The 25,896-nt window shown below is 70.3% G+C and carries 29 protein-coding genes; 8 read left to right on the top strand and 21 right to left on the bottom strand.

Annotated elements, in window-relative coordinates:
• Positions 1–21 precede the first annotated feature (21 nt).
• The 3 genes from FB561_RS01950 to FB561_RS01940 all read right to left on the bottom strand — a co-directional run bounded on the left by FB561_RS01950 (position 22) and on the right by FB561_RS01940 (position 2,696).
• A complete protein-coding gene (locus FB561_RS01950; RefSeq protein WP_238334610.1) occupies positions 22–1,302 on the bottom strand; it encodes a toxic anion resistance protein in 1,281 nt (426 codons plus the stop codon).
• A gap of 144 nt (positions 1,303–1,446) precedes the next feature.
• The gene (locus FB561_RS01945; RefSeq protein WP_145802389.1) at positions 1,447–1,908 is read right to left on the bottom strand and encodes a dihydrofolate reductase; all 462 of its coding nucleotides are present in this window, start codon (positions 1,906–1,908) and stop codon (positions 1,447–1,449) included.
• A complete protein-coding gene (locus tag FB561_RS01940) occupies positions 1,905–2,696 on the bottom strand; it encodes a thymidylate synthase (RefSeq protein WP_145802387.1) in 792 nt (263 codons plus the stop codon). The genes FB561_RS01945 and FB561_RS01940 overlap by 4 nt, the downstream gene beginning before the upstream one ends.
• A gap of 164 nt (positions 2,697–2,860) precedes the next feature.
• Here FB561_RS01940 and FB561_RS39145 point away from each other — a divergent pair, with 164 nt between their 5' ends.
• From FB561_RS39145 to FB561_RS01925, 3 genes are read left to right on the top strand one after another with little or no spacing between them, the layout of a single operon-like run.
• On the top strand, positions 2,861–3,160 hold the full coding sequence (locus FB561_RS39145; protein WP_202880521.1) for a type II toxin-antitoxin system RelE/ParE family toxin: 300 nt from the start codon (positions 2,861–2,863) through the stop codon (positions 3,158–3,160).
• Positions 3,153–3,452: a helix-turn-helix domain-containing protein gene (locus FB561_RS01930; protein ID WP_170284557.1), complete on the top strand. Its 300-nt coding sequence runs from the start codon at positions 3,153–3,155 to the stop codon at positions 3,450–3,452. Before FB561_RS39145 ends, FB561_RS01930 begins: the two co-directional genes overlap by 8 nt.
• Positions 3,453–3,503: 51 nt before the next feature.
• Positions 3,504–4,193 carry a peptidyl-tRNA hydrolase gene (locus FB561_RS01925; RefSeq protein WP_145802385.1) on the top strand — a complete coding sequence of 230 codons (690 nt, stop codon included), beginning with the start codon at positions 3,504–3,506 and terminating at the stop codon, positions 4,191–4,193.
• Here FB561_RS01925 and FB561_RS01920 read toward each other — a convergent pair.
• The 8 genes from FB561_RS01920 to FB561_RS01885 all read right to left on the bottom strand — a co-directional run bounded on the left by FB561_RS01920 (position 4,181) and on the right by FB561_RS01885 (position 9,275).
• Entirely contained in the window at positions 4,181–4,765 is a 585-nt protein-coding gene (locus tag FB561_RS01920) for a dihydrofolate reductase family protein (RefSeq protein ID WP_145802383.1), read from the bottom strand. The genes FB561_RS01925 and FB561_RS01920 overlap by 13 nt on opposite strands.
• 11 nt (positions 4,766–4,776) lie before the next feature.
• Positions 4,777–5,382 (bottom strand): dihydrofolate reductase family protein, encoded by a 606-nt coding sequence (locus tag FB561_RS01915; RefSeq protein WP_145802381.1) that lies wholly within the window; start codon positions 5,380–5,382, stop codon positions 4,777–4,779.
• Between the two features lie 3 nt (positions 5,383–5,385).
• Complete coding sequence (locus FB561_RS01910; RefSeq protein WP_145802379.1) at positions 5,386–5,862, bottom strand: SRPBCC family protein; 477 nt, start codon at positions 5,860–5,862, stop codon at positions 5,386–5,388.
• Positions 5,859–6,197, bottom strand: coding sequence for an ArsR/SmtB family transcription factor (locus FB561_RS01905; protein ID WP_145802376.1), 339 nt, complete (start codon positions 6,195–6,197; stop codon positions 5,859–5,861). The genes FB561_RS01910 and FB561_RS01905 overlap by 4 nt, the downstream gene beginning before the upstream one ends.
• 73 nt (positions 6,198–6,270) lie before the next feature.
• Entirely contained in the window at positions 6,271–7,788 is a 1,518-nt protein-coding gene (locus tag FB561_RS01900) for a multicopper oxidase family protein (RefSeq protein WP_145802374.1), read from the bottom strand.
• Positions 7,785–8,222 carry a hypothetical protein gene (locus FB561_RS01895; RefSeq protein WP_145802372.1) on the bottom strand — a complete coding sequence of 146 codons (438 nt, stop codon included), beginning with the start codon at positions 8,220–8,222 and terminating at the stop codon, positions 7,785–7,787. Before FB561_RS01895 ends, FB561_RS01900 begins: the two co-directional genes overlap by 4 nt.
• Positions 8,219–8,608, bottom strand: coding sequence for a hypothetical protein (locus tag FB561_RS01890; RefSeq protein WP_145802370.1), 390 nt, complete (start codon positions 8,606–8,608; stop codon positions 8,219–8,221). Before FB561_RS01890 ends, FB561_RS01895 begins: the two co-directional genes overlap by 4 nt.
• A 97-nt stretch (positions 8,609–8,705) precedes the next feature.
• A complete protein-coding gene (locus tag FB561_RS01885) occupies positions 8,706–9,275 on the bottom strand; it encodes a TetR/AcrR family transcriptional regulator (RefSeq protein WP_145802369.1) in 570 nt (189 codons plus the stop codon).
• Between the two features lie 99 nt (positions 9,276–9,374).
• Between FB561_RS01885 and FB561_RS01880 the strand changes: the two genes are divergently transcribed.
• Positions 9,375–10,370: an aldo/keto reductase gene (locus FB561_RS01880; RefSeq protein WP_145802367.1), complete on the top strand. Its 996-nt coding sequence runs from the start codon at positions 9,375–9,377 to the stop codon at positions 10,368–10,370.
• A 96-nt stretch (positions 10,371–10,466) separates the two neighbouring features.
• On the opposite strand, the gene FB561_RS01875 is transcribed toward FB561_RS01880, so the two are convergent.
• Together FB561_RS01875 and FB561_RS01865 are read right to left on the bottom strand one after the other, a co-directional pair.
• Positions 10,467–10,706 (bottom strand): hypothetical protein, encoded by a 240-nt coding sequence (locus FB561_RS01875; RefSeq protein ID WP_238334609.1) that lies wholly within the window; start codon positions 10,704–10,706, stop codon positions 10,467–10,469.
• Between the two features lie 669 nt (positions 10,707–11,375).
• Complete coding sequence (locus FB561_RS01865; RefSeq protein WP_145802361.1) at positions 11,376–12,416, bottom strand: LacI family DNA-binding transcriptional regulator; 1,041 nt, start codon at positions 12,414–12,416, stop codon at positions 11,376–11,378.
• 168 nt (positions 12,417–12,584) lie between these two features.
• On the opposite strand from FB561_RS01865, the gene FB561_RS01860 reads away from it, so the two are divergent.
• Both FB561_RS01860 and FB561_RS01855 read left to right on the top strand, forming a co-directional pair.
• Positions 12,585–13,298, top strand: coding sequence for a copper homeostasis protein CutC (locus FB561_RS01860; protein ID WP_145802359.1), 714 nt, complete (start codon positions 12,585–12,587; stop codon positions 13,296–13,298).
• Positions 13,295–13,552: a DUF4031 domain-containing protein gene (locus tag FB561_RS01855; protein WP_145802357.1), complete on the top strand. Its 258-nt coding sequence runs from the start codon at positions 13,295–13,297 to the stop codon at positions 13,550–13,552. The genes FB561_RS01860 and FB561_RS01855 overlap by 4 nt, the downstream gene beginning before the upstream one ends.
• A gap of 48 nt (positions 13,553–13,600) precedes the next feature.
• Here the strand turns inward: FB561_RS01855 and tuf are convergent, their stop codons facing one another.
• The 3 genes from tuf to FB561_RS01840 all read right to left on the bottom strand — a co-directional run bounded on the left by tuf (position 13,601) and on the right by FB561_RS01840 (position 18,196).
• Positions 13,601–14,791: an elongation factor Tu gene (gene tuf / locus FB561_RS01850; RefSeq protein WP_145802355.1), complete on the bottom strand. Its 1,191-nt coding sequence runs from the start codon at positions 14,789–14,791 to the stop codon at positions 13,601–13,603.
• A gap of 309 nt (positions 14,792–15,100) precedes the next feature.
• Entirely contained in the window at positions 15,101–15,790 is a 690-nt protein-coding gene (locus FB561_RS01845; RefSeq protein WP_145802353.1) for a DNA alkylation repair protein, read from the bottom strand.
• Positions 15,791–15,814: 24 nt separating this feature from the next.
• Entirely contained in the window at positions 15,815–18,196 is a 2,382-nt protein-coding gene (locus FB561_RS01840; RefSeq protein WP_145802351.1) for an outer membrane protein assembly factor BamB family protein, read from the bottom strand.
• 103 nt (positions 18,197–18,299) lie between these two features.
• On the opposite strand from FB561_RS01840, the gene FB561_RS01835 reads away from it, so the two are divergent.
• Positions 18,300–19,178 carry a Gfo/Idh/MocA family protein gene (locus tag FB561_RS01835; protein ID WP_145802348.1) on the top strand — a complete coding sequence of 293 codons (879 nt, stop codon included), beginning with the start codon at positions 18,300–18,302 and terminating at the stop codon, positions 19,176–19,178.
• A 109-nt stretch (positions 19,179–19,287) separates the two neighbouring features.
• Here FB561_RS01835 and FB561_RS01830 read toward each other — a convergent pair whose 3' ends face one another.
• Positions 19,288–21,549 carry an outer membrane protein assembly factor BamB family protein gene (locus tag FB561_RS01830; protein WP_238334608.1) on the bottom strand — a complete coding sequence of 754 codons (2,262 nt, stop codon included), beginning with the start codon at positions 21,547–21,549 and terminating at the stop codon, positions 19,288–19,290.
• A 162-nt stretch (positions 21,550–21,711) separates the two neighbouring features.
• On the opposite strand from FB561_RS01830, the gene FB561_RS01825 reads away from it, so the two are divergent.
• Positions 21,712–22,512: an IclR family transcriptional regulator gene (locus FB561_RS01825; protein WP_145802343.1), complete on the top strand. Its 801-nt coding sequence runs from the start codon at positions 21,712–21,714 to the stop codon at positions 22,510–22,512.
• Here the strand turns inward: FB561_RS01825 and FB561_RS01820 are convergent.
• From FB561_RS01820 to FB561_RS01805, 4 genes are read right to left on the bottom strand one after another with little or no spacing between them, the layout of a single operon-like run.
• Entirely contained in the window at positions 22,448–23,092 is a 645-nt protein-coding gene (locus FB561_RS01820) for a DUF624 domain-containing protein (protein WP_145802340.1), read from the bottom strand. The two genes, FB561_RS01825 and FB561_RS01820, sit on opposite strands and share 65 nt — an antisense overlap.
• The gene (locus FB561_RS01815) at positions 23,085–23,816 is read right to left on the bottom strand and encodes an SDR family NAD(P)-dependent oxidoreductase (protein ID WP_145802339.1); all 732 of its coding nucleotides are present in this window, start codon (positions 23,814–23,816) and stop codon (positions 23,085–23,087) included. Before FB561_RS01815 ends, FB561_RS01820 begins: the two co-directional genes overlap by 8 nt.
• A complete protein-coding gene (locus FB561_RS01810; RefSeq protein WP_145802337.1) occupies positions 23,813–24,943 on the bottom strand; it encodes a mandelate racemase/muconate lactonizing enzyme family protein in 1,131 nt (376 codons plus the stop codon). Before FB561_RS01810 ends, FB561_RS01815 begins: the two co-directional genes overlap by 4 nt.
• Complete coding sequence (locus FB561_RS01805; RefSeq protein WP_202880520.1) at positions 24,943–25,878, bottom strand: dihydrodipicolinate synthase family protein; 936 nt, start codon at positions 25,876–25,878, stop codon at positions 24,943–24,945. Before FB561_RS01805 ends, FB561_RS01810 begins: the two co-directional genes overlap by 1 nt.
• Positions 25,879–25,896: the final 18 nt, after the last annotated feature.

Genomic DNA, 25,896 nt, shown 5'->3' with positions numbered 1-25,896 from the left:
CGGCTGGTCTGCTGGTCCGGGTCAGCGCCCGAGGTCCAGGTCGAGGCTGCCCTGGATCACCCGCTGGTCCTGCTGGGCGACCCGGTCCAGGTAGCCGCGCGACTTGGTCACCTCGGTCTCCAGGGTGCCGATCGTCGCCGCCATCGAGTCCAGCGCCTGCACCTTGAAGGTGTCGATCGCGTCCATCGTGGCGTAGATGTTGGAGAACGCCGCCTGCAGCTGCGGCAGCCCGATCGTCGCCGACGCGGCCTGCTGCTGGATCGCCACCGAGTTGTCCCGGAGCATCTGCGAGGTGCGCTCGATCATGCCGCTGGTGGTGGTGTTCAGCGCGGTGATCTGGTCGAGCACGAGCTTCTGGTTGCCGAGGGCCTGGGCCACGATGACCGCGGTCCGCAGCGCCGACACGGTCGTGGTGGACGCGCGGTCCACACCCTTGATCAGCTCGATGTTGTTCTTGATCACGATGTCGATGGCCAGGTAGTTCTGGATCGACACGGCGAGCTGGGTGAGCAGGTCCTGGTGCTTCTGCCGGACGTAGAACAGCACGTCGTCGCGGAGCGCCTTGGCCTTGTCCGGGTCGGTCGCCTCGAGCTCGGCGATGCCCGCCGACAGGCGAGCGTCCAGCCGCTCGGCGACGTACACGTACTGGTTCAGCCGGGTCATCGCGTCCCAGAGCTGCTGCTTCTCCAGGTTGAGGGCGGCGTTGTCCTTGCCGAGCTGGTCCTGGCCGTCGCGGAGCGCGTGCAGGATCCCCTCGAGGTGGCTCTGGGCGCTCTGGTACTTGCGGAAGTAGTCCTCGATCTTGTCGCCGAACGGGATCATCCCGAGCAGCTTCTTCGCCCCGGTCGCTTCCTTCGGGTCCAGGTCCTCGACCGTGCGGCGCAGCTCGATCAGCGTCTTGCCGACCGTCGAGCCCTCCGACAGTCCGCCGCTCTGCAGGGCCTTGACCGGTGACTGCAGCAACCGGTTCGAGCTCTCGGCGGCGTTGCGGATGTCGGTGTCGCCCATGCTCCGGACGTCGCCGGCCTTCGCGGCGAACTCGGGCGAGCGCGGCGCCGTCGTCATCAGCGAGGTGAGGAACGTGTCGACCTTCGAGTCCAGCCCCGGCAACGCGGCCGGGTCGACGGCGGGCGCCAGACTCGGAGCGGCGGTGGCGGCCACGGGCTGTGGCGGCTCGGGCGCGGTGAGTACCAGCGCCGGGGCGGTCGCGGTCGGCGGCTGCAGCGGCGACACCTGCGCAGCGGCTCCCGCTCCGGCACTCGCGGCCGAACCGGCTCCCTGCGTGTTGTCGGCTTCGGTCATGGTTCCCCTCCGGTGGCCCGGTCGCGGACCGATGCCCGCGTCCCTGTCATCAGTCCGTGACGCGCACACAATCTACGCGGTTCCCGGCCCATTCGGAGGTCACGGTCCGGCACCGGTCCGGTGGCTGGACGGGTCGGCCTCGGTTCAGGCGCGGTGGTAGGTGACGAAGCTGAAGCCGTCGTGGGCGTCGCGGGCCGTCTCGGTCCAGTCGGCGGGGTCGATGGACGGGAAGGTGACGTCGCCGTCGGGCGCCTGGTCGACCTCGGTCAGCTCCAGCCGGTCGGCGGACGCCAGCGCCTGCCGGTAGATCTCGCCGCCCCCGGCCACGTAGATGTCGTTGCCGTCTGCAACTGTGAGGGCGGTGGCCAGGTCGTGCGCGACCGCGACGCCGGGGACGGACCAGTCCGGCTGCCGGGTGACGACGACGGTGCGGCGGCCGGGGAGTGGGCGGCCGATCGAGTCGTAGGTCTTGCGGCCCATCACCAGGGTGTGGCCGAGGGTGAGCCGCTTGAAGTGCTGCAGGTCCGCGGGGATCCGCCAGGGCAGGTCGTTGTCACGGCCGATCACCCCGTTGCGCCCGACCGCCGCGATCAGGACGACGGTCATACCGCGATCGGCGCCTTGATCCCCGGGTGCGGGTCGTACCCGACCAGCTCGACGTCGCCGATCTCGTACGAGTCGATGGAGTCCCGCTTGTTCAGCCGGAGCGTCGGCAGCGATCGCGGTTCGCGGGTGAGCTGGAGCTTGGCCTGCTCGACGTGGTTCAGGTAGAGGTGCGCGTCGCCGAGCGTGTGGACGAAGTCGCCCACCTCGAGCCCGGTCTGCTGCGCGACCATGTGGGTGAGCAGGGCGTACGAGGCGATGTTGAACGGGACGCCGAGGAAGATGTCCGCGGACCGCTGGTACAGCTGGCAGGACAACCGCCCGTCGGCCACGTAGAACTGGAACATCGTGTGACAGGGCGGCAACGCCATCCCGTCGACGTCGGCCACGTTCCACGCGTTGACGATGTGCCGGCGCGAGTCCGGGTTGCGCTTGATCGACTCGATCACCTGCGCGATCTGGTCCACGTGCCGCCCGTCCGGCGTCGGCCAGGACCGCCACTGGTACCCGTAGACCGGTCCGAGCTCACCGTCCTCGCCGGCCCACTCGTCCCAGATCGAGATCCCGTTCTCCTGCAGCCACTTCACGTTCGTCGACCCGCTGAGGAACCAGATCAGCTCCCCGACCACCGACCGCAGGTGCAGCTTCTTGGTCGTCACCGCCGGAAACCCGGCCCGCAGGTCGTACCGCGCCTGATGCCCGAAAACGCTCAGCGTCCCGGTCCCGGTCCGATCCCCCTTCGCGACCCCGTCCGCCAGAACCAGCCCAAGAAGATCCAAGTACTGCCGCATGCCCGCCAAGCTAACACCCGGCGAAGCGCCCCCGAAGCCGCCATGCCACGCCCTGTCGGCGATCCGTTGGATCCAGCTCGCAGTCGCCACGATGTGACGAAGAGTGATTCATCTCTATAGCATCGATGCTATGAGTTGGGGTACGAGTTGAACTCGAGGACGAGGTGCGTGAATGGCTGGAGGGCTTACCGACGTCGCTCTTCGCGAGAGCGGCGTTCTACGTGGATCTGTTGGCTGATCGTGGACCTCTCCTGGGTGAGCCGTACACGAAGCAGATCGACGGAAAGCTTCGGGAGTTGAGGTTCTGGCTTGAGCAGGACGCGTTGCGGATCGTGCTGCTGACGGTGTTCCGGAAGTCGAGGGCGCGGGAGACTCGTGAACTCGAGCGGGCTCGGCGTGCGTATCGGCGCTGTGTCCTCGATGCGCACACCGTGCCGGATGGAGCGGAGGGTTGGGATGGGTGAGCGACAGGACTGGGCGCGGCTGCGCCGGGAGCGGATGGCGGAGCCTGGTGCGGCGGATGCGTATGACGCTGCTCGGCGGGCGTTCGAGCTCGGCGCCGCGGTTCGGCAGATGCGGGAAGAGCGCGGCTGGACTCAGACGAGGCTGTCAGAGGCTGCCGGCATGACTCAGTCCGCCTTGGCGCGGTTCGAGGCTGGTGGGACCGTGCCGACGCTCGCTCTGCTCGAGCGGATCGCTCAGGCGCTCGACACGCATCTCGTCGTGAAGTTCGAGCGAGGGGACTCCGCCGCCTGAGCTTCAGCCGGTCGCCTGAGGCAGCCACCGCGGAGCTGGGAGACTCGCTCTGTGAGTGATGTGGAGTATGTGCTGACTTTGGTTCTGCGGGTGGAGAAGGGGGCTCGGCCAGGGCGGACGGTGGCTTTGGAGGCTGCTGCTCGCGGGGTGTTGGCGATCCTGGCTGATGAGCGGTCCGTGGGGGAGGGGGAGTGGGCCGAGGCGATGACGGCCTGGCAGGACGCTCGGATTCGGAAGGTGGTGCGGCGGGCTCGGGGGATCGAGTGGCGGCGGGCTGCTGCTCTGCCCGGCATCACGGTCACCTCGGAAGCAGACTCCACCATTGGCGAAGGTGGTACGCCGGAAGCCGAGGTGCGGGTGTTTCCGCCGGTGCCGTTGGACGAGGTGCCGAAGGACTTGGCGAAGTTGCAGGTGACCGGGACGGACCTCGTGGACGAGGAGGAGCCCGGCGTACCCGCGGACGACTTGCCTGTGCTCTGGGTGAATCCCGGGTTGGAGATGTCGACCGGGAAGACGATGGCGCAGTGCGGGCACGCGGCGCAGCTGGCTTGGTGGGCGCTTCCCGAGTCGGCGCGGAAGGCGTGGATCGCCGACGACTTCCGCCTCGCCGTACGGACCGCGACCCCCACTCAATGGGCCGAGCTCCTCAGCGCCGACCTGCCCGTCGTCCAGGACGCCGGCTTCACCGAGGTCGTCCCGGGCTCCCGCACGGTGATCGCGGACCACCCTCACCTCAGGTGATAGTGCAGGTGCGTGACCCGGTCGCCCTGGACCACGGTCGGGTCCTCCAGCAGTACCTGCGGCCCCGCGTACTCCCCGAAGAAGCGGACGCCGGAGCCGAACAGGACCGGCACCAGGTTGTACGCGATCTCGTCGACCAGGCCGGCGGCGAGGGCCTGGCCGGTCAGGTTGCCCGCGGTCACCGACACGTACCGGTCGCGCGCGTGCGCCTTGGCCCGGACGACCGCCTCCTCGATCCCGTTGACGAACGTGAACGGGGCGTCGGGGAACGGCCAGTCGGTGGGTCGTTCGTGGGTGACGACGAAGACGTGGTCGCCGACCGCGGGGACGCCGTTCCAGCCGTTGGTGAGGTCGAACAGGCGCCGGCCGATGACCACCGCGCCCACCTTCGGCCAGATCGCGTTGATGTAGTCCGCGCTGGCCTGGCTGACCCGGAACGGGCGGTCCGGATCCGTGCCGAACACCTCGACCGGGCCGTTGTCGTACCAGTCGAACAGCGGCCCGACCGCGTCCCCGGTGTCGGCCACGAAGCCGTCCAGAGACACGGCGGCCGAGGCGATCACTCTTGCCATCCTCAGCGCTCCTACTTCTCGGTCACTCGGTAGGTGAGGTGCTGCGCGGCCGGCGTCGAGATCGCGTCCACGAGCTCCAGTTCGACCTTCGCCGACGCTTCCGCAGGAAACAACCGCGTGCCGTCACCGAGTACGACCGGCGCCACGTGCAGCCGCAGTACGTCGGCGAGTCCGGCGGCGAGGACCGCGTGGCAGATCTCGCCGCCGCCCATCACCATGACGTTCTTCTCGCCGGCCGCCGCGCGCGCCTGGGTCACCGCGCTCTCCACGCCGTCGGTGACGAACTGGAACCGATCACCCAATCGGGTCTTGGCAGGCTTGCTGTGGGTGACCACGAAGACCGGCGGGTTCACCTCGCCCTCCGGCTTCGCGCCGTACCCCAGCTCCTCGCTCCAGCCCGTCGGCCCGTCGATGAAGTCGAAGAGCTTCCGTCCCTGGATCACCGCGCCGGTCTGCTCGAAGGCGCCGTCCAGGACGGCGCGGTCGTCGGCGTTGCCCTCGAACGCCCACGTGTGCAGTGCGTCGCCGCCACGCCCGAGGCCGTGCTCGAGATCGATGTCGGGACCGGTGACGTAACCGTCCAGCGAGACGGAGATGTCGATGACAACGCTGCTCATCGGTCAGCTCTCCTTCGCGAGCAGTTCGGCGAGCCGGTCCATCGAGTCCCGGATGCCGTACTCCATGCCGCTGGCGACCGCCGCGTCCCGGGTCTGCACCGACGGGAAGACGGACTGCTGGTGCAGCCGGACGCCGGTGTCGGTCTCGGTGTAGGTGGCCCGCTCCAGCGAGACCTCGCCGGGTGCGCCTTCCCACTCGAAGGTCTGGATCACCAACCGGTCCTGCTCGACGGTGTGGAAGACCCCGCGGAAGGCGTACTCCCCGGAGGCGTCGCGGTGGAGGTACCGGTACCGTCCGCCCGGACGGACGTCGTACTCCTGTACCTCCATCTCGAGGTTGCGCGGGCCCAGCCACTGGGCGACCAGGTCCGGGTCGGTGGAGACCTTGAACAACTGGGCGGGGGTGGCGTCGAAGTCGCGGGTCACCTCGATGAACGGGGTTTCCGCGGGCACGGTGATGGTGGTCGGGTGCGTACTCATCGCTCTTGCTCCTTGAGGTTCTCGAGGACGGCGTCGATCTGGCGGAACCGGCGCTCGGAGGCCAGCCGGTACTCGTCGATCCAGCTCGTCAGGGTTTCCAGGGCGGCCGGGTCCAGATGGCAGGGCCGGCGCTGGCCGTCGCGGCTGCGGGTGATCAGGCCGGCGGCCTCGAGCACCTGGATGTGCCGCGACACCGCCTGCTTGGTGATCGCGAACGGCTCGGCGAGCTCGTTCACGGTCGCCTCGCCCCGGGACAGCCGGGCGATCAGGGCCCGGCGGACCGGATCGGCGAGGGCCATGAAGGCCCGGTCCAGTGCCGCTTCGTCAACCGCCATCTTTATCAACCATTCCCTTGATCAACTGATACGTTGAATATAAGCAGGCCCGACGAGTCGGTCAAGGGGGTGATCAGACAGTTTCGAAGCCCGCCATCATCGCCATGTCCTCGTGCTCGAGGTTGTGGCAGTGGATCAGGTACTTGCCCTTGTGCGCGCTGAACTTCACCAGCACCTCGACCACCTCGGCCGGCCGGACGTCGACCGTGTCCTTCCAGCCGTGGTCGTACGCGCCGGGCCCTTTGCCGCGGCGGCGCAGCACCTGGAACGGCGCGAGGTGGACGTGGACCGGGTGGTGGACGTCGGTCACGAACGACCAGACCTCGTACTGGTCCAGCTTCACCATCGCCTGCATGGTCTGCGGGTCGAACGGCTTGCCGTTGATCGTCCAGCCCTGGTGCGTCCCCGTGTTCCCCCGGCGGAACCGCCACTGCCGGCGAACCACCCCGGCCGGCTCGACGACCGCGGCGTACGCCGACAGCCTGGCCGGGACCGTACTGTCGTCCTTCGCCCTCCGGGCCACCTTGAATCGCAGGACCTCGCCGGTGCGGCCGCTGTCGAGCTTGTTCAGCAAGGTGATCTCGCTGCCCACCTCGTACTGCGAGAAGTCCACGACGATGTCGAACCGCTCGGCCGGCGCGACCACCAGGCTCTCGTGCTCGATCGGGGCGCCGAGCAGTCCGCCATCGCTGCCGATCTGGACGAGCTTCGCCGATCCGCGGTCGAGGGCGAGCTCGTACCGGCGGGCGTTCGACGCGTTGAGGACGCGGAAGCGGTACCGCGCGGCGTCCACCTCCAGCACTGGCCAGGGTGCGCCGTTGACCAGGATCACGTCACCGATGACGCCTTCCATGTACTGCGATTCCACGCCGGGGCCGTCGGTCCGGGCGGGATAGCGGAACGAGCCGTCTTCGGCGAACGCGCGATCCGCGATGACCAGGGGGACCTCGCGATCACCGTGCGGCAGCGGGAGCCGGTCCTCCTCCTCGTCCCGGATCAGGTGGAGCCCGAAGAGGCCGCGGTACACCTGTGGGGCGGTGTAGTCCATCCGGTGGTCGTGATACCAGAGGGTGGCGGCGCGCTGGGTGTTCGGGTACGTGTACATGCGGCTGCCGGTCTGCACGTCGCCGCCGGTCATCCCGTGGTGTCCGGTGTGGCCGTGGTGACCGCCGGCCGGCATCAGCAGGTCGAGCGGCCACCCGTCGCTGGCGGCCGGGGTGTGTCCGCCGTGCAGGTGGACCACGGTCGGTACGTCCAGCTCGTTGACCTGTTCGATGATCGTGGTCCGGCCGCTCCTGGTGTCGAACGTGGGCCCGGGCAGCAGGCCGTCGTACCCGAGCACCTCGGTCTTCAGGCCGGGCAGGATCTCCAGCGACGCCTTCCGCTGGACCACCCGGAAGTGGTCGGCCTTGGCGTCGCTGCGGATCGGCCGCTTGGTCGGCGGGATCGGCAACGGGACTTTGAATGCCTCCGGCAACGGTGTTGCGCTGCGCAGGAGTTCGGCGGTCTGACCGGGGGACGGATCGAGGCCGCAGCCGGCCAGGGCCGCCGCACCGGTGACACCGAGGAAACCACGGCGGGACAGCTTCATCGGGCAACCTCCGGGTGCCGGCCCCGGCGTGCCGAAGCACGGAAGGACCAGACGGACATCAGGACGACGGTCGTGACGATCGCCGTCCCGAGCGGGACGTGGACGGCGAAGTTCTGCAGGTAGCCGAAGGTCAGCTGGACGAACTCCGCGAAGAACAGCACGAGCGTGACGAGCGCGGGCCACGCCCGACCGCCGCCGGGCCGCCAGTAGAGGACGGCGACGGCGAACTGCGTCATCGCCACCATCCACACGGTCGACCCGATCGGCCCGTGGATCGCCATCGCGTCCACCTCGCCGGACAGGAAGTACCCGGCCAGGATCGGCTGTGCGACCACGAGCGCGGCATGCAGCAGCAGGACGATCCGCAACCCCCAGAGCGTCGCCCTCGGCCGTCGAACCTTCTTGCTCTCCGCCGCTTCCACCAGCGCGGTCACGCGGCCACCTCCGTACGCCGTGCGCGCGTGGTGGCCGTCGCGCGGAAGACGAACAGGGTGAACGCGATCGAGGATGCGACGATCGCGATCCCGAGCGGGATGTGCACGGCCAACTGACGGCTGTACCCCATTCCCAGCTGGAACCCCACGGCCAGCAGGATCAGCGTCGCGGCCGGTACCGCGGCGAACCGGCCGCCGGAACGCCACCAGACGACGGCCGCGAGGATCTGGGCCAGACCGAGCATGGCCACCACGAAACCGGTCGGCTCGTGCATCCGGATCGCGGTACCGGACCCGTTCAGGTAGACACCGGCGAGCACCGGCTGCAGAAAGACAGCGGCGACATGAGCGGCCGCGACCACGCGGAGGAGCCCCAACGACTTCATGGCGGCCACACTAGTAGGTTGTCTACATGTAGCACGACCAGTTAAAACCCGGACCCATCCCTCAGCGGAGCCGGGGTGTCGTCAGGGGTGACTCAGGTCAGGGGACGAAGGCGCGGCGGACCGTGGCAGACAGCGCCTCGCGACGACGTTCGTGCAGGTCGGCCTCGTCGGCCTGGTCGGCGGCGTACGTGATGCTGGCCGCGGACCACGACATCGTCAGCGCGATCACCATCGAGTGCAGGTCGATCGGGGCGAGTGTGTCGACCAGGTGGCCGTCCCGTTGGGCCGCCTCGATCGCGGCGAGCTTGTCCTTGTCGTGGCCCTCCCACTCGCCGAAGAGGTCGCCGGTGGGGGTGCGTTCGAGCCGGGCCCAGGTGACCAGGCGGACGAGTTCGGGGCGCCGGACGTTCTCGTCGTACAGGCGGACCGCGTACCCGGGGAGGTCGTCGGCGGTGAGCGGGACCAGGTCGAGGTTGGCCTCCACATGCTCGGTGAGGACCGCGTCGAAGAGGCTGTCCTTGTTGCCGTAGTACGCGTAGAGCTGGGCCTTGTTCGCCTTGGCGTTCGCCGCGATCCGGTCCACCCGCGCGCCGGCGATGCCGTACCGGGCGAACTCCTCGGCGGCCGCGTCGAGAATGCGCCGCCGGGTTGCCTGTCCGTCTCCCATGCGGTCCAGACTAGCAATAACAAACTAGTTGGTTTGACTTTGCCGACCAGGGTGCCTACGGTCGAGAAGTAACCAACTGGTTTGTTTTGGAGGAAGCTGATGAAGGAGCGCGTACTCGGCCGGCAAGGGCTGCGGGTCTCGGCGCTGGGGCTCGGCACGATGGGCATGACGATGGCGTACGGCGACGCCGACCCGGACGGCGGCATCGCGACGATCCGGCGGGCGCACGAGCTCGGGGTCACCCTGTTCGACACCGCGGAGTTGTACGGCGGTGGCACCGGGAGCAACGAGCAGTTGCTCGGCCGGGCGGTCCAGGGGTTCCGTGACGAGGTCGTGCTGGCGAGCAAGTTCGGGTTCGACCTGGCGAAGGACCCCTACGGCGGGACGGCGCTCGACAGCCGGCCGGAGCGGATCCGCGAGGTCGCCGAGAACAGCCTGCGGTACCTGCGAACCGATCACCTGGACCTGCTGTACCAGCACCGCGTGGACCCGGCGGTACCGATCGAGGAGGTCGCCGGTGCGGTCGGCGAGCTGATCCAGGCGGGCAAGGTCCGGTACTTCGGACTGAGCGAGGCCGGGCCGGACACGATCCGCCGCGCGCACGCCGTCCAGCCGGTGTCGGTCCTGCAGACCGAGTACTCGATCTTCGAACGCCAGGTGGAGGCGGAGGTCCTGCCGGTGGTGCGCGAGCTCGGGATCGGCTTCGTCGCGTACTCGCCGTTGGGCCGGGGGTTCCTCACGGCGGATGTGCGGCCGGCGAGTGAGTACCCGGCGAGCGACATGCGCAGCTTCGACGACCGCTGGCAGCCTGGCAACTACGAGGCGAACGTGGCGGCGGTCGCGCGGCTGAAAGAACTTGCCGAGAGCAAGGGAATCACGGTGGCGCAGGTGGCGCTGGGCTGGCTGCTGACCCAGGGCGAGGACATCGTGCCGATCTTCGGGACCCGCAAGGTCACGCGGCTGGAGGAGAACCTCGCCGCGGCGGAGGCGAACCTCACACCCGCCGACCTGGAGACGATCCGGGAGATTCTGCCGACCGGATCACACGGCAGCCGCTACCTGGCCGCGCATCTGCCGGACTGGTCCCGCTCCTGATCGTCGTCCGGTGACCGGCCCGGGTCATCGTGCGGTGATCGGCCCGGGTCATCGTGCGGTGATCGGCCCGGGTCATCGTGCGGTGATCGGCCTGGGTCAGGTGAGGTCGCCGAGGGGGCTGACGGTCATGCCGGCGCGTTCGCAGACCCAGTGCGGGTCGGGGCCGAGCTCGGGCTCGATCCGCAGCTCGTGATCGTGCAGGTCGTCGCACGCGGTACACCGCGGCCAGCGGACGCCGGAGTCGGTCAACCGGTCCTGCACGTCCTGCGCCACCAACCCGGCGATGTGCTCGGCCCCGTCAGGCCACTGGTCCAGCCACCACTGCCGCTCAGCCACCGCATCCTCGAGCACGGAGACCATCGCGGCATCAGCAAACCCCCGAGCGCCCAGATCATGAAGAACCAGCGCCCGGGCCGTCAGCAAAATCCCCGGCTCACCCATCGCCCCACAGCCTGCCAGACCCCACCGACAAACCCCAGTCCAGCAGCCACCTGCTCGCCCGGCGCGTTTGGTGGGTTAACCCAGCAGAGTGATGGTTGGCCTACCGAATTTCCGTTGGCCAACCCGCCACTTGCTGGGTCAACCCACCAAACGGACACCGCCGCGGGCGGGGCTGATGGGGCGGGGGAGGGGGAGGGGGCAGGGGTGAGGGGGGAGGGGGCGCTCCTAGGCGGTTGGTTCGCAGTGGGGGTCGAGGCGGTCGGCGAGGCGGAGTTCTTGGGCTGCCGCCTTGCGGAGGGCCGCGCCTGCTCGGGCTCGGAGGCCCAGGGTGCGGCGGGGCTCCGGGTCTGGGTGGACGGGAGCGTTGGGGAGGGCTGATTGGCTCAGTGAGCGGGCGTTCTCCACTGCGGTGTTGCCGGCGATGAAGGTCATGGTGCTGCTCCCTTCTGAAGAGCGTGGGGGATCGCCCGGCGGCCGGTCGGCCGTCGGTGGTCGTGCGGGATCACCCGGCGGCCGGATCAGCCTTCGCGGACCGCGGTACCGCCGGGAGAGGTTGTGGAGTTGTCAGTGCCTGGGTGCCGGGCCGCTGCTGGAGCGAACCACCAACTCGGTCGGCATCATGACGTGGCGTTCCTTCGTGGCCGGGTCGAGCAGGAGCCGCCCGACGGTCCGGCCTTTGTCCTTGATCGGTTGCCGGATCGTGGTCAGCCCGGCGGTCTCCGCCTGCGGGATGTCGTCGAAGCCGACCACGGTCAGGTCCCGGCCGGGACTCAGTCCGCGCGTCTTCATCGCCTCCATCGCGCCGAGCGCCTGGACGTCGCTCAGACCGACGATCGCGGTCGGCCGGTCCTGCGAGTCGAGCACCCACTCGGCCCCGGCGAGCCCGGAACTGAAGGCGTTGTGGCCGCCCGAGACCAGCCGGAGCCGGGCGTCCGGCATCTCCTTCTGCAAGCCGCGGATCCGCAGTTCGCAGTCGGTGTACCCGACCTCGTCCAGGGTCAGCTCGACCGGCCGGCTGCCGGCCGCCTCGGCGTTGTCGACCAGGACCACCACCTCGCGGTGGCCGAGCCGGGCCAGGTGCTTGCCGAGTTTCGCGGCCGCCTCGACCTCGTCGATCGCGACCCAGGACAGGTCCGGGTGGTCGCCCCGGTCGGTCGAGACCATCGGGATCCCGCGGGTCCGGAGCGTGTCCAGCGCCGGGTGCCCGCCGGCCACGCAGAAGATCGCGGCGGCGTCGATCGCGGCCTGCTGGACCGCGGTGGTACCGCCCTGGATGTCGGACGAGCTGAGCGGCATCAGCAACAGGCTGGTACTGAACTCCTCGGCGACCTCGGCCAGCCCGGCCAGGAAGCCGACCGCGTACGGGTCGGAGAACGCGTACGCGAGCTTGTCGGTGAACAGCACCCCGACCGCTCCCGCCTTCCCGCTGCGCAGCGCCCGGGCCGAGGCGTCGGGCCCGGCATACCCGAGCTCCTGGGCCTTGGCCAGGATCTTCTCGCGCAGCGCGCCGGACAGCTGGTCGGGCTTGTTGTAGGCGTTGGACACCGTCGACGGCGACACCCCGACAGCCTGTGCGACGGTCTTGATGGTGACACTGGGCGACATGATCCCGACCTTCCTGTGAGCCGTCTTCTGGATCGTTCTTCTAAATCGATCTAGAAAAACGATACAGAAAACTCCCTGCCGAGTGCAACACCTATTTCCGGCAGCCGTTGCCGCCCGCTCCCCGCGTCGCGCGCGGAGGCGGACCGCCGATACAGGATGATGGTCGGCATGGCGTCGTTGCTGGAGGTGATCGCGCTGCATCCCGCCGATGCGGAGGCAGCGCAAGAGGGTGGCGCGGACCGGCTGGAGCTGTGCGCGGCGATGGAGGCCGATGGCCTGTCGCCCGCGGTGTCCACGGTCAGCGCGATCCGCCGGGTCACGGATCTGCCGTTGCGGGTGATGCTGCGGCTGACCGACTCGTTCGCGATCGACGGCGCCGGGATCAACAAGCTGACGGCGACGGCCCAGTCGTACCTCGCGGCCGGCGCGGACGGGTTCGTGCTCGGGTTCCTCACCAAGGACAACGAGATCGACACCGAGGCGGTCGGTCAGTTGGTGAGCACGTTCGCGGGGACGCCGTGGACGTTCCACCGCGCGATCGACGCCGTCCTCGAACAACGCCCCGCCTGGCGCGCGCTGCGGACCCTGCCCGGCCTGGACTGCGTACTGACGGCCGGCTCGTCGCTGGGCGTACCGCACGGGCTCGACGACCTGACCCGGATGGCGAAGGAGGATCCCGCGATCGCGAAGGTGATGATGGCCGGTGGTTCGCTGCAGCCCGAGCACGTCCCGTGGTTGTACGGCAGCGGGGTCCGCCGGTTCCACGTCGGGTCGTCGGTCCGCCAGGACGGGTCGTGGACCAAGGCGTACGTGAACTCCCGGTTCGTCCGGGCCTGGCGGAATCTGCTGGACGCCCAGGACGGCAAGGAGCAGCCCGCGTGATCCTGATCGACCCCCCGGTCTGGCCGGGCTGGGACCGGGTCTGGTCGCATCTGGTCAGCGACGAGTCGTACGAGGAACTGCACGCGTTCGCCCGCTCGGTCGGTATCCCGGCCCGCGGCTTCGACCGGGACCACTACGACGTGCCGTCCGAGGAGTACGAGGCGATGGTGGCCGCCGGCGCGGTCCCGGTGCCGAGCCGCGTCCTCGTCCGCCGGCTGATCGACGCCGGCCTGCGGCACCGCAAGGGCACCTGAAGAGGTGCCCCAGGCAATGATTGCCTGGGGCACCCAATCTGGACTGGTTCAGTCCAGCAGTTCGGTCACCGTTCCGGCGGCGACGGTGTGCCCGCCTTCGCGGACGGCGAAGCCGAGACCGGTGTTCATCGCGACCGGCTTGGCCAGCTCCACCACCAGCTCGACCGTGTCACCCGGCATCACCAGCTCGGTCTCACCGAGCAGGTCGATACCACCCGACACGTCCGTGGTCCGGAAGTAGAACTGCGGCCGGTAGTCCGCGGCGAACGGCGTGTGCCGGCCGCCCTCGGCGGTCGACAGCGCGTGCAGCGTCGCCCGGAACTTCCGGTGCGGCGTCACACTGCCCGGCAACGCGACGACCTGACCACGACGGACCTCGTCACGCTTGATCCCGCGGAGCAGGATCGCGGCGTTGTCGCCCGCCTCGGCCGTCTCCAGGGACTTGCCGAACGTCTCCATCCCGATCGCCGTACTGACCACCGTCGGACCGAGCCCGACCACCTCGACCGGCTCGCCGAGCCGCAGCGAACCGCGCTCGACCGCGCCGGTGACGACGGTGCCGCGGCCGCTGATGGTGAGCACGTTCTCGATCGGCATCAGGAACGGCTCGCCCAGCTCACGGTCCGGCGTCGGCACGTAGGAGTCGATCGCGTCCAGCAGCTCGCCGACCGAGGCCGTCCAGCGCGGGTCGCCCTCGAGCGCACGCAGCCCGGACACCCGGATCACCGGGACCTCGTCGCCCGGGAAGCCGTACTCGGAGAGCAGTTCCCGCACCTCCAGCTCGACCAGGTCGAGCAGGTCCGGGTCCTCCGCGGCGTCCGCCTTGTTGAGCGCGACCACCAGGTACGGTACGCCGACGCGTTGCGCGAGCAGCACGTGCTCACGCGTCTGCGGCATCGCACCGTCCTGCGCCGACACGACCAGGATCGCGGCGTCCACCTGGGCGGCACCGGTGATCATGTTCTTCACGTAGTCGGCGTGCCCCGGCATGTCCACGTGCGCGTAGTGTCGGGTGGCGGTCTCGTACTCGACGTGGGCGATGTTGATGGTGATCCCGCGCTGGACCTCCTCCGGCGCCCGGTCGATCCCGTCGAACGCGACGAACGCGTTGACGTTCGGGTCGCGCTCGGCGAGCACCTTGGTGATCGCGGCGGTCAGCGTGGTCTTGCCGTGGTCGACGTGCCCCATCGTGCCGATGTTGAGGTGCGGCTTGGTCCGCACGAACTGGCTCTTGGCCATGAGTTTTCCTTTGCTGTCAGAAGATTCGGGGTACGAGCCAGGACCCCCGGCTCCACTTCCGCAGCGCTGTCACCGCACGGGAGGGGGCCGGTGAGCGGTCCACCCTCCTCCGCGGGTCCTGCTCAGCAGGAGGAGGGTCGGCTTCGCGCGCCGGTGCAGAGATCTGAATCCGCTGACGTCCACACGACAGCGCCCGTCAGGCCCGAGGCCGACAGGTACGCAACAGAATCCGTGCGGAACATGGTCATCACGGTAGGGATCAACCGGGCCGGTGGCAACATAATTCCCGCCGGCCGGAAGGGGCTCCGGTCAGCCCAGATAGGACTGCCGGACCGCCGGGTCGAGCTTCTCCACCGCGTACCGCAGAGCGGGTCGCGGCATCCGGGACGCGTGCTGGTCGAGGAAGGCACGGAGCGCCGGTTCGTCGGCGGTCCCGGCGTACTTGAGCGCGATCCCGACCGGCTTCGACACGACCGGGTCGGTGTCGTCGACGAGCAGTTCCGCGAGGGCGAAGAGGTCCGCCAACGCGGCGCTGTCACCCGACTTGGTGAAGGCGAGCGGGGCCGTCATCGCGGTCCGGCGGCGGAGCGGGTCGGTGGTCCGGGCGAGGTCGAAGAGCGGGGTCCGCGGCTTGTCGAGCAAGTAGGTGCCGACCACGCGCGGGGCGGCCCGGTCGACCATGTCCCAGGTGTCGATGCGGTCGTGCCGGCCGAGGTACAGCTCGTAGCAGGCCCGGCGTTCGTCGGCCGGCAGCTTCGGCTTGCGGGCCTTGAAGTCGAGCACGCAGAACGCGGCCAGCCGAGGCTCGTACTCCGCGATGTCGAGCAACCGGTCCACCTCGGTGAGGGGGAGCGCGGTGAACCGCTTGGAGATCTCGAACAACGTCCCCATCCGGACCCCGAGCACGCCGGCGGAGCCGTGGTAGTGCTTCTGCGAGCGCTCGGCGGGGTTGGCGTTCGCGCGGAGTTCGCCGACCAGGGCCGACGCGGTCAGATCCATGCAGGGAGGGTAGACCATGACGGCTCAGTTGAGGGCGAACAACCGGGTGCCGTCACTGAAGATCGGGCGCCCACCCGCGACCGTCGCGGTCGGCTTGTTGCAGGTGAGCGCGTCCCGTTCGGCCGTCGGTGCCGCGGACGAGTTGGCGATGATCGGGCGCGGCTGGATCCCGCTGGTGCCGATCATGACCGGGGAGCAGATGCCGTTCTCCTGTGGCATCAGCGTGACCACCCGGCCGTCCGGCAACAGGCCGAACCCCTGCCGGGGGAACTCGGGCCGCTGCAGCTTCGGCGGGACCTGCAGCAGGTGGTGCCACTGGGAGGTACCGTCCGCCGGGCTGACCGCGGACACGTCGTACGTCTGGGCCGACCCTGGCTCGTTGCTGTTGCGGCAGGTCACGAGGACCAGCGACGAGTGGGTCGCGGTCAGCTGCGCGTCGCAGGACGCCGGGCCGAGGCGCGGTCGCGGGGTACCGGGGACCGGTGCGGTCCACAGGACGCGGCCCTCGGTGACGTCGAGGGACCACTGATGCAGGGTGCCGCCCGCGTCGCTGGTCCAGACCAGACCGGCGACCTCGCGGGTGTCCGGGATGGCAACCAGTTCGCCGACCCAGGTGGCCGGGTCGAGTTCGGCGCTGAGGTCGAAGCGGAGACCGAGGTTGGCCTCCCAGAGCTGCTTGCCGTTGGTCACGTCGAGCCCACGGACCACGGCGCCGTTGCCACCGCACGCGTCGACGACGACGGCTTGGTCGTTCAGCAGGACGCCCTGGCTGACGGTGCACTGCATCTTCGCCCGCCAGTGCGTGGGGTTGCTCACGCCGTGCGCGACGAGGTACTCGCCTTCGGCCACGAGGAACTGGTCCGAGTTCACCGCGACCGCCGTCCCGCTGGTGTGGACCTCGGTGAGGACCTTGCCGCTGTCGGCGTCGAGCACCGCGTACGTCGGGAGGTCGATGCCGCTCGGCGCGCGGGTGCCGCCGTACGGGAGGTGGGCGGCCAGGGTCCGGCCGTCGCTGGAGACCAGGAGGCCGCTCGAACCCGCCGCGGCCGCGCCGTCCACGTCGGCGCGGGAGTACCGCCAGCGGATCTGGCCGGTGGTCGCGTCGGACATCACCACGCCGTCGGGCCGCAGTTCGGCGACGCCGCCGACGGTGCCGGCGATCGCGCCCGTCGCGGGCACCTGCCGGTTCCACGCGAGCTCACCGTCGAGCTGGACGGGCATGACTCCGGGCGGTGCCGTCGCGGTGGTGCTGACCGTGTTCGCGGTCTCGAGCCGCGCCTGGACGAACGGCTCACCGGCCGACACCACGATCCAGGCGAGCAGCGACGCGCACACCACGACCACCCCGAGCCCGGTCGCTCGCGGAGGCGCCACCGCGTAAGGGGGCGCCATCCGGAGCCGTCGGGCGAGCGCTAGCAGGGCCCCGGCCAGGACCAGGGCGACTGAGGCGAGCATCAAGTACGGCCAGCGCTCGCTCATCGCGGCGCCCGGTTGGGCTGCGGGCCAGCGCCACCAGCACAGACCGACCGCGACGACGCCGAGCGTGGCGAAGCCGATCGCGGGGATCGTCAGCAGCTTCGGGTGCCGCCGCCGGAACCACGCGCACGCCAGTCCGGCCGACACCGCGGTCCCGGCGATCGGCGCCCAGACCGGGAACCCACGGACCTCGTCGGCGGCGGCCGGCCAGCGCGGGGCGGCGCCGAGACCACGGCCGAGCAGGACCGACGCCGCGATCACCACGCCGAGGGCGGCGCCCAGGTAGATCATCGGAATCAGCCCGGCCACTGGCCGGGCGGCTCTAGGGGCCCAGGTGGTCAGCTCCCGGGTCAGGTTGTCGCGGGCCGCCTCTTCCCAGCGCTCGCGGGCCCGGCTGGTCGCGTACAGCGGGGTCTCGCTCAGCCCCTGCAGGAACTTCATCCGGCCGCGGGCGAAGTCGCGGTCACCGATGTGCGCGTACTCCGCGCGGATCCCGGTGGAGTACTCGTCGTACCGGTCGGCCGGCAGGCTCAGGATCCGCAGGTCGGCGTCGCAGAGGACGGCGCCGTTGGCGTCACCCGGTTCGCAGTCGTGCCGCGCGGTCAGCCGGATCAGCCGGCCGATCTCCTCGACCCGGTCGGCCTCGACGCCGTACGCCGCGAGCTCGAGCTCGGCGAGCTGGGCGGAGACCTCCTCGTTCTCACCGGGGTCGGCCTTCGGGTCGTAGATCGCGTCGTGGAACCAGGCCGCCAACCGGACCGTGTCCGGGTCCTCGGCGAGATCGGCGAGCTCGTCGATGGTGTCGAGCATCTCGGCCAGGTGCCGCTGGTCGTGATAGTGCCGCTGTTGCTCTGCGTAACGGGCCAGCAGGTCATCGCCCAGCGGCTGCGCGCGCGGCAGCAAGCGATTCCACCGGTCACGCAGGTCCATGGCAAGTGAGTCTGACACTCCGGCCGGGCCCGGACCGCCCGATCCGGGGGTCCCGGTTAGGGTCGTGGCCAAAGCGATATCGGCTCGTCACAAGGAGGACACCATGCGGTTCGGTCTGGTCGGCACCGGTCCCTGGGCTCACAGGACGCATGGGCCGGGTCTGCTGGCGGCGGCCGACGCCGAACTCGTCGGCGTCTGGGGACGGGATCCGGACAAGGCCGGGAAGTTGGCGACCGAGCTCGGGGTGAGCGCGTTCACCGACTACGCTGCGTTACTCGAATCGGTCGACGCGGTGGCTTTTGCGGTCCCGCCGAGGGTTCAGGCGACAATGGCGCTCGAAGCGGCCGCGATCGGCAAACATCTCCTGCTCGACAAGCCGGTCGCCGACAATCTTGACGATGCGCGGGCGTTGGCGGACGAGGTCGCCGACGAGGGGCTGGCGTCGGTCGTCTTCTTCACGGCGCGCTTCGCTCCGGAGTACCGGGCCTTCTTCTCCGAGGTCGCCGAGGCCGGCGGATGGAAGGGCGGGTGGGCCCGGATGATCGCGTCCCTGGACGCGCCGGGGAACCCGTACGTGAACTCAGCCTGGCGCCGCGAGAAGCGTGGGGCGCTGTGGGACGTGGGGCCGCACGCGCTGTCGAACCTGAGCGCGATGCTCGGGCCGGTGGTGGAGCTGCGGGCCGTTGGTGGTGAGGGCGATCTGGTCCACCTGGTGATCACCCACGAGTCGGGTGCGACCAGCACGGCGAGCCTGTCGCTGTCGGCGCCGCCGGACGGCACGACCTTCGAGACAGGTATCTGGGGCGAGACGGGGACACGTCTGTTTCCTCGGGGCGAGACTCCACCTGAGGAGAGCTTCCGCGTGGCGGTCCAGGAGCTGGTGGCGGCGGCCGAGTCGGGCGACACCCACCCGGTCGACGTGGGGTTTGGTCTGCGGGTAGCCGAACTGCTGGCGTCGGCGGAAGCCCAACTCAACGAGTAGCGGGCATTTGGACAGGACGTGGTCGGGGTTCTGGGCCGATGTACCGCTCAGCATCGGATAGCCGGCCGCGGATGGCATGGCTATCTCCTGTCCAGCTGCACGTCCTGCTTCAGCGGAGGGCTATTACTGTGCCGTTGCCTGAGGTGAGGAGGAGGTCTCCCAGGGCTTTGATGTCGCGGCTGCAGGAGATTCCTGGGGGGAGCGGGGATACGCGGTGGCCTGACTTGGTGATGGTGTTGAGGCGGCAGCCTTGTTGGCCTCGGGTAAGGGAGACGACTCGCGCGTCGGTTGTTACTGCGACTCGGGTTCTCGGGTTGACCGGGGCTGTTGTCTGCCAGGCTGTTTTGCCGGTGGTCGCGTCGATGGCCGTCACCACGGTCTTGCGGTTCTCCTGAGTCGCCGGGCCTGGGCAGTCGACCACGACCACCAGGTTGCCGGCCGCGTTCATCAGGGTGCGGCAGGCCCAGTTGCGGGGGACCGGCCAGCGCCATCTGGTGTCGCCGGTTCTCGGGTCCAGGGCGAGGAGGGCCGCCGGTACGTCGGAGTCGCCGCCTGGTTCCGCGACGACCACGGTGTCGCCGACCACGACGGGCCGGCGGTACATGTCGTCGGAGGGTTTGCGCCAGAGCTCCTTGCCGCTCTCCAGGTCCAGGCCGACCATCTCGTCCGGATCGGTACCGCAGCTGTGGCCGAGGAAGGCGATCACCGTACTCCGGGTCGCGACGGCGCCGATGTCGGTGCAGCGGCCTGGTTCGAAGGTCCAGCGGTCGCGGCCGTCGGGGTCGGTGCCGTGGAGCTTGTCGGAGCCGCGGCTGACGTGTTCGCCGGTGAGCAGCGGGTCGGCCTGCTGGATCGTGTGGTCTCTGGTCCGCCCCGGCCACGCGGCCTTGCGCTTCCCGGTGTCCGCGTCGAGCAGCAGGTACCCGACGTCGGCGAACTCGGCCAGCACGTACGCCCCGTCGCCGGTCGCGATGATGTCCGGCTTCTCGTCGGAGTCGGAGCGGCTGTAGCGCCAGCGGAGCTCGCCGGTCTCCGCGTCGAGCATCTCCACCGTGCCCGCCTGTCGCGGGATGGCGATGCCGTACTTCGTCGCGACCGCCTCCTCCGCGCCCGCGCCGGACAGGGCCCGGTTGACCCACACCACCTGGCCGTTCGCGGTAGAACGCGGCGCCGGCCCCGACGTACGCCGGACGCTCTCCACCCGTTCGTTGGAGCTCAGCACGTAGTTGCGCGCGACCGGCTGCACGATCAGCAGCAGCGTCAACGCGATCACCCCCGGTACCGCGAGCCACGCGAGCTGCTGCCCCAGATTCCTGGCCGGGGTGTACCTGGCGTGCCTCGTCCGCAACAGCGAACCGCTGAGCGCAGCACCGCCGGCCACGAGATAGAGCAGCAGCGCCGAGATCAGCAGGGGTACGCGCTGCCCGACTCCGACGGCCGGATTCGTCACCGGTAGCTGCGCCCACGCGACCAGCAGACAGGTCACCGCCACCGCGACCACGGCCCCCGCGATGAGCCGGGACCGCTGACTCCCGCTCCGCGCGGTCCGGAACAACACGGGCGCGCTGACGAAGGCCAGGACGGCCAGCGCGATCGGCGGCCACCCGGTCTCCGCTTCGTCCGGCGGCACTCGCCAGGACGCACCGGCGGCCGCGATCGCCACCACCACGGTCCCGATCGCGCCGAAGGTCGCCGTCGCCGTCAGGGCCGCCTGCTGCCAGCCCCGCCACGGTGCGGGCAACTCCGTGTCGAGTCCGGCCAGCTCGTTCTCGAGGTTGGCGCGGGCCGCTGTCCCCATCCGCTGCCGAGCGAGCTGCGTCCGGTACAGGTGTCCGTCCAGCAGTGCGCGCACCTCGTTGTACCGGTGCTCCGCGGCGACCCGGCGATCTCCCGCGTCCCGCCGTACCTCGGAAGTGTGCGCCGTGTACCGCGCGGGTGCCGTGGCGAGCGTGGCGTTCACCGCGTCGAGCAGAACGTCGCCGTTCGCATCTCTGCGAGGCGGGGCGTACGAGTCGGGCGGGGGCGTCGCGAGGTCCCCGGTGAGCCGGACAAGCCGCGCCACCTCGGCCACGCGGACCGGGTCCACGCCGTACTCCGGGAGCAGCTGCTCGGCCAACCGCGCCGACGCCTCCGCGTCCTCGGCAGGAGTGGCGCCGTGTTCGTGTGCGGCACGGTGGAACCAGGCCGCGAGCCGGACCGATGTCGGGTCGGTGCTGAGCTGGAGCAGCGAGTCGAGTGCGGTGAGAACGGTGTCGAGGTACTGGTCGCGATAGGCGCGCCGGGTCCGTCCGACATACCTGGCGATCAGATCGTCGGCCAACGCCGCCGAGCCGGGAATCAGCTCGTTCCACTTCTCGCGCAGGGCCACCACCGCCACAGTGTGCCAGCCGTGTTCCACGGTCGTCGCACGGTCAGCGCACCGAAGGCTTGCGGTTGGCGATCAGCGGAGGTGGGGCCCGGCGCGGGCGGTGGATTGCGCCCCGTCCACCATCTACCATGCGGATAAGGAAACCATTTAGTGAAAGGCGAGTTCGTGGCGCGTGCGATCGGCCGGGAGGCCGGCCCGGGGACGCAGAGTGTCGAGCGGGCGCTGTCGTTGCTGTCCGAGTTCACCGAGGCGCATCCGCAGCGGCGCGTCTCCGAACTGGTCGAGGCGACCGGGCTCGGTCAGTCCACCGTGTCGCGGCTGGTCGGTGCGCTGGTGGCGCTGGGCTTTCTCGCCTACGACCAGCGCAGCGGGCTGTACGGCATCGGCCCGAAGGTGATCACGCTGGCCGGGATCGGGCTGAACGAGATGCCCGTTCACCAGCAGTCCCGCCAGGTCGCCCAGAACCTCGCCGCCGACCTCAACCTCGGCGCCAACGTCGCCGAACGCCGCGGCGCCGAGATGTTCTACCTGTGCCACTTCGAGGGGCGCGCGGCCGGTCGGTCGTCGACGCTGGTCGGCCGGACCGGTCCGCTGCACTCGACCGCGATCGGCAAGGCGCTGATCAGCGAGATGCCGCGGGACGAGTGGCAGGAACTGCTCGGCAAGGACCTGGCCCGCTACACGCCGCACACCGTGACCGACCCGGCCGCGCTGGCCGAGATGCTGAAGAAGGTCCGGGAGCGCGGCTACGCACTGGAGCTGGAGGAGCTCGCCTTCGGCCGGGCGTGCCTGGCCGCGCCGATCCGGGACCGTACCGGCGCGATCGTCGCCGCCCTGTCCGTGTCCGGCCCGCTGTCCGCGATGGACCTGCCGACCCGCGAGGAGTCCCTGGCCCTGCAGGTCATCGAGCAGGCGGACCAGATCTCGTCGGGACTGGGGTATCACGCGTCGGCCGCGGTCGGCTGACCCACCGCACAACCAGGACCGCACCGAGCGCCGCCGTAGCCGGCCCGAACAGCAGAGCCGCGGGAGCGAGGTACCAAGCGCCGACAGACACCGCGACGAGTACCGCGGCAGCCGCGAGCGGCAGACCCGGACGGCGCCAGCCGAGGTGGATCGTGAGCAGCCAGAGGTCCCTTGCCGAGCGGGGCCCGGCCGAGACCGCCACAGCGGGCAACAGCCACAACGTCACCAGATAGCCGAGCAGTACGACAGACAAGGCCGCGGCCCAGACGGTCTGCCGCCCCGCGACCAGGTAGAACGCCAGCACCCACACCGTCGCCAGCGGCAACCCGAGCACCACCTGTCCCCGGCCGATCCACTCCCGCCAAGCGGACCAGAACCGCGGCCACGCACGAACTCCGGAGTTGTGCAGCCACGAGTGCATCACCTGGTGGGCAGCCAGCGTGGCCGGGGCGATACCGGCGAGCACCAAGCCCGCGGCAACGCCCAGCAGCCAGAGGCCGGTCACCACCGCGATCCGCGGTACCCAGTCGAGGACGCGGTAGACGGGCGCGGCCCGGCCGGTCAGCTCGACCTCAGCCATCGCGCAACCTGGCTTGCAGATCCGCCCGCCCCACCACCGCAGGGGAGACGACGGAGAGCCCTCCGTCGACGGGCAGGACGACTCCCGTGATCGCAGAAGCACGAGGCCCGGCCAGGAACGTGACCGCGTCGGCGACCTCGGTCGGCAGGATGGTGCGGCCGATCGGGTACCCGGCCGCGGCGTCGGGCCGGCTGCCCCCACCGACGATGCCGGGAGCGACCGCGTTGACCCGGACCCCGCGACCGGCGTACTCGACCGCGAGTTGGCGGACGAGCGCGTCGACTCCGCCCTTGGCCGCCGTGTACGCGGCCGCCCACGGTGCGGCGACCAGGGTGTTCACCGACGACACCGCGACCACCGAAGCGGCCTCGCTCACGAACAGCGCGGGAAGCGCGGACCGTAAGGGAAAGAAGAAGGTGTCCAGCGTGTTCGCGAGGGCGTCGCGCCACTGCTCGTCGGTCGTCCGGTGAGCCGGTTCCAACGGCATCCGTCCGGCCGCGGAGACCAGGACGTCCAGCCCGCCGAACTCCGCGACCACCCGGTCGAGCACCTCGGCCGCCGTGCCGGAATCGGAGCAGTCCGCGGCCAGGTGCAGGTCCAGGCCCTCGACGTCCTTGTCCTCCAGCGACGCCCCGGCGACCCGGCACCCGTCCGCGACCAGGGCGGCCACGATCGCGGTACCGATCGGAGTGGTGGCCCCGATCACCAGGGCGCGCCGGGTCATCGGACGCTCGCCGCGCGGACGGCGTCCTCGTCGACCTCGATCCCCAGCCCCGGCCCGTCCGGTACGGCGAACCCGTGCTCACCCGACGGCAACGGGGTCGCCAGGATCTCGTTCACCTTGCCGAAGAGGGTCGGGTGGAACTCGTAGGCCAGCAGGTTCGCCATCGCCGCGGAAGCGTGGACACTCGCGGCCAGGACGACCCCGAGTCCGGTGGAGTGGTGCGGCGCGAGCGGGACGAACCAGGTCTCCGTGATCGCGGCCAGGTCCACCGCCTCGGTGATGCCGGTGCGGCCGACGTCGGGCTGCAGGATCGAGGCCGCGCCAGCCTCCAGCCACGGCCGGAACTCCTGCCGATGCCGCAGGCTCTCGCCGATCGCGACCGGGGTGTCGATCCGGCGAGCGACCTCGGCGTGGCCGGCGACGTCCTCGAATCCGATCGGCGCCTCCAGGAACCAGCCGCCCAGGCTGTCGAGTCCCCGGCCGAGCCGCACCGCCTGCGCCACGTCGTACACCCCGTGGATGTCGACCGCGACGAGCAGGTCGTCGTGCACCCCTCGCAACGCCTCGACCGCCCGGAGGTCCTCGCGGACCCCGTGACCCAGCCCGACCTTGACCTGCCGTACTCCGCGAGCCACCCAGTCCTCGGCCTGCGCGACCCGCTCGCTGTCCTTCTTACCGGGCAGCCCGGACACGTACGTCGGGACGACGTCGCGCTGTGCTCCGCCGAGCAGTTGGTGTACCGGGACCCCGGCGATGCGGCCGGCCAGATCCCACAGCGCCACGTCGATCGCGGCGACGGCGTCGCCCTGGTGCCCGCCGAGGTGGCCGCGTTCCCGCATCAGGGCCCGGAGCGCGGCGACCAGCGGGCGCACCCTGGTCGGGTCGGCGCCGAGCAGGGCGGGCTTCAGCAGCAGGTCGATGATCTTGGCCGGCACCTCGGGCGAGACCGGGACCAGCGCTTCGCCCCAGCCGATCGAGCCGTCGTCCGCGGTGAGTTTCACCAACAGGGCTTCGCGGTTCGACCCGTAGATGCTCGGCCAGGGTGGCTTGGTGGAGTAGGTCCGGGCGGGCGCGTCCGGCCCGGCCAGGACGAGGGGGAAGGTCTCGACTTCGGTGATCGTCGGCATCAGCGGATCCCAGTCAGCGGCGTGGTTCCGGCCGGAAGGTCCAGCCGGTCGAGTATGGCAGTCAGTCCGGAACGGGCGCGGTCGTCCAGGTCCCGGGCCGGGACCCGGACGGTGGGGTGGTCGATCAGACGGCGGCGAACCAGGACCTCCTTGTGCACGGCCCAGGCGATCCCGGACTGCAGCCCGTACACCAGCAACGGCAGCAACAGATCGAACCGCGCCCGCGCGTCGTCGTACCGCCCGGCTCGCCAGTCGGTGAAGACGGGCGCGAGCAGGTCGGGGATCTCGCACGCGGGCATCGAGCCGACCGCGCCGGCCGCGAGTTCGTCCAGCAGGAACTGGGCGTTCTGCCCACCGAGAACGACGAAACCGGGATCGCTGATCCGATCCACCACGGCCGCCACCTTCGGCGCTGTCGGGGGAGCCTCGACCTTGACCGACGTGACGCCCGCGAGGGCACCGAGCTCGGCGATCTGCTGTGGGGACATGGCCACCCCGGTCGCGCCTGGAGCGTCCTGCACCATCACCTCGGGCCCGACCGCGGCCACGGCCGAGTAGAACGCCGGTAGCTGGGCCGGACTCGGCGGCACCATGAACGGCGGCAGCACCATCACCGCGTCGGCTCCTGCCGCGGCCGCCTCGGTGGTCTGCTCGACCGCCGTCACCGTCGAGGTCGCCGCGACGCCGACCACCAGTGGAGCGTGCCCGCCGACCACGTCGGCGACCGTGGTCGTCACCTCGCGCCGCTCCGCGCTCGTCAGGGCGAACGCCTCACTGGCCATCCCGAGCACGGCGACGCCGTCCACCCCACTGGCGAGCTGGAACTCGGTCAACCGGCGCAGGCTCGGCAGATCCAGGCTGCCGTCCGGGTGGAAGGGCGTGGCGAGGATCGGGACCAAGCCCTGGACCGTCGGCGGCACCGGCTGGTCGGTCATGGCGAACTCCTCACTGGT

It is taken from the genome of Kribbella amoyensis (assembly GCF_007828865.1).
Lineage (GTDB): Bacteria > Actinomycetota > Actinomycetes > Propionibacteriales > Kribbellaceae > Kribbella > Kribbella amoyensis.
This window is presented reverse-complemented; position numbering and strand designations above follow the sequence as displayed.

Coding starts and splice junctions, on each gene's coding strand:
- FB561_RS01835 (WP_145802348.1), top strand. CDS start 18,300: ATGCGGTTCGGTCTGGTCGGCACCGGTCCCTGGGCTCACAGGACGCAT.
- FB561_RS01910 (WP_145802379.1), bottom strand. CDS start 5,862: ATGAGTACGCACCCGACCACCATCACCGTGCCCGCGGAAACCCCGTTC.
- tuf (WP_145802355.1), bottom strand. CDS start 14,791: ATGGCCAAGAGCCAGTTCGTGCGGACCAAGCCGCACCTCAACATCGGC.
- FB561_RS01860 (WP_145802359.1), top strand. CDS start 12,585: ATGGCGTCGTTGCTGGAGGTGATCGCGCTGCATCCCGCCGATGCGGAG.
- FB561_RS01820 (WP_145802340.1), bottom strand. CDS start 23,092: ATGGCTGAGGTCGAGCTGACCGGCCGGGCCGCGCCCGTCTACCGCGTC.
- FB561_RS01815 (WP_145802339.1), bottom strand. CDS start 23,816: ATGACCCGGCGCGCCCTGGTGATCGGGGCCACCACTCCGATCGGTACC.
- FB561_RS01905 (WP_145802376.1), bottom strand. CDS start 6,197: ATGGCGGTTGACGAAGCGGCACTGGACCGGGCCTTCATGGCCCTCGCC.
- FB561_RS01885 (WP_145802369.1), bottom strand. CDS start 9,275: ATGGGAGACGGACAGGCAACCCGGCGGCGCATTCTCGACGCGGCCGCC.
- FB561_RS01845 (WP_145802353.1), bottom strand. CDS start 15,790: ATGGATCTGACCGCGTCGGCCCTGGTCGGCGAACTCCGCGCGAACGCC.
- FB561_RS01840 (WP_145802351.1), bottom strand. CDS start 18,196: ATGGACCTGCGTGACCGGTGGAATCGCTTGCTGCCGCGCGCGCAGCCG.
- FB561_RS01900 (WP_145802374.1), bottom strand. CDS start 7,788: ATGAAGCTGTCCCGCCGTGGTTTCCTCGGTGTCACCGGTGCGGCGGCC.
- FB561_RS01865 (WP_145802361.1), bottom strand. CDS start 12,416: ATGTCGCCCAGTGTCACCATCAAGACCGTCGCACAGGCTGTCGGGGTG.
- FB561_RS01890 (WP_145802370.1), bottom strand. CDS start 8,608: ATGAAGTCGTTGGGGCTCCTCCGCGTGGTCGCGGCCGCTCATGTCGCC.
- FB561_RS01880 (WP_145802367.1), top strand. CDS start 9,375: ATGAAGGAGCGCGTACTCGGCCGGCAAGGGCTGCGGGTCTCGGCGCTG.
- FB561_RS01805 (WP_202880520.1), bottom strand. CDS start 25,878: ATGACCGACCAGCCGGTGCCGCCGACGGTCCAGGGCTTGGTCCCGATC.
- FB561_RS01915 (WP_145802381.1), bottom strand. CDS start 5,382: ATGAGCAGCGTTGTCATCGACATCTCCGTCTCGCTGGACGGTTACGTC.
- FB561_RS01945 (WP_145802389.1), bottom strand. CDS start 1,908: ATGACCGTCGTCCTGATCGCGGCGGTCGGGCGCAACGGGGTGATCGGC.
- FB561_RS01950 (WP_238334610.1), bottom strand. CDS start 1,302: ATGACCGAAGCCGACAACACGCAGGGAGCCGGTTCGGCCGCGAGTGCC.
- FB561_RS01930 (WP_170284557.1), top strand. CDS start 3,153: ATGGGTGAGCGACAGGACTGGGCGCGGCTGCGCCGGGAGCGGATGGCG.
- FB561_RS01920 (WP_145802383.1), bottom strand. CDS start 4,765: ATGGCAAGAGTGATCGCCTCGGCCGCCGTGTCTCTGGACGGCTTCGTG.
- FB561_RS01810 (WP_145802337.1), bottom strand. CDS start 24,943: ATGCCGACGATCACCGAAGTCGAGACCTTCCCCCTCGTCCTGGCCGGG.
- FB561_RS01940 (WP_145802387.1), bottom strand. CDS start 2,696: ATGCGGCAGTACTTGGATCTTCTTGGGCTGGTTCTGGCGGACGGGGTC.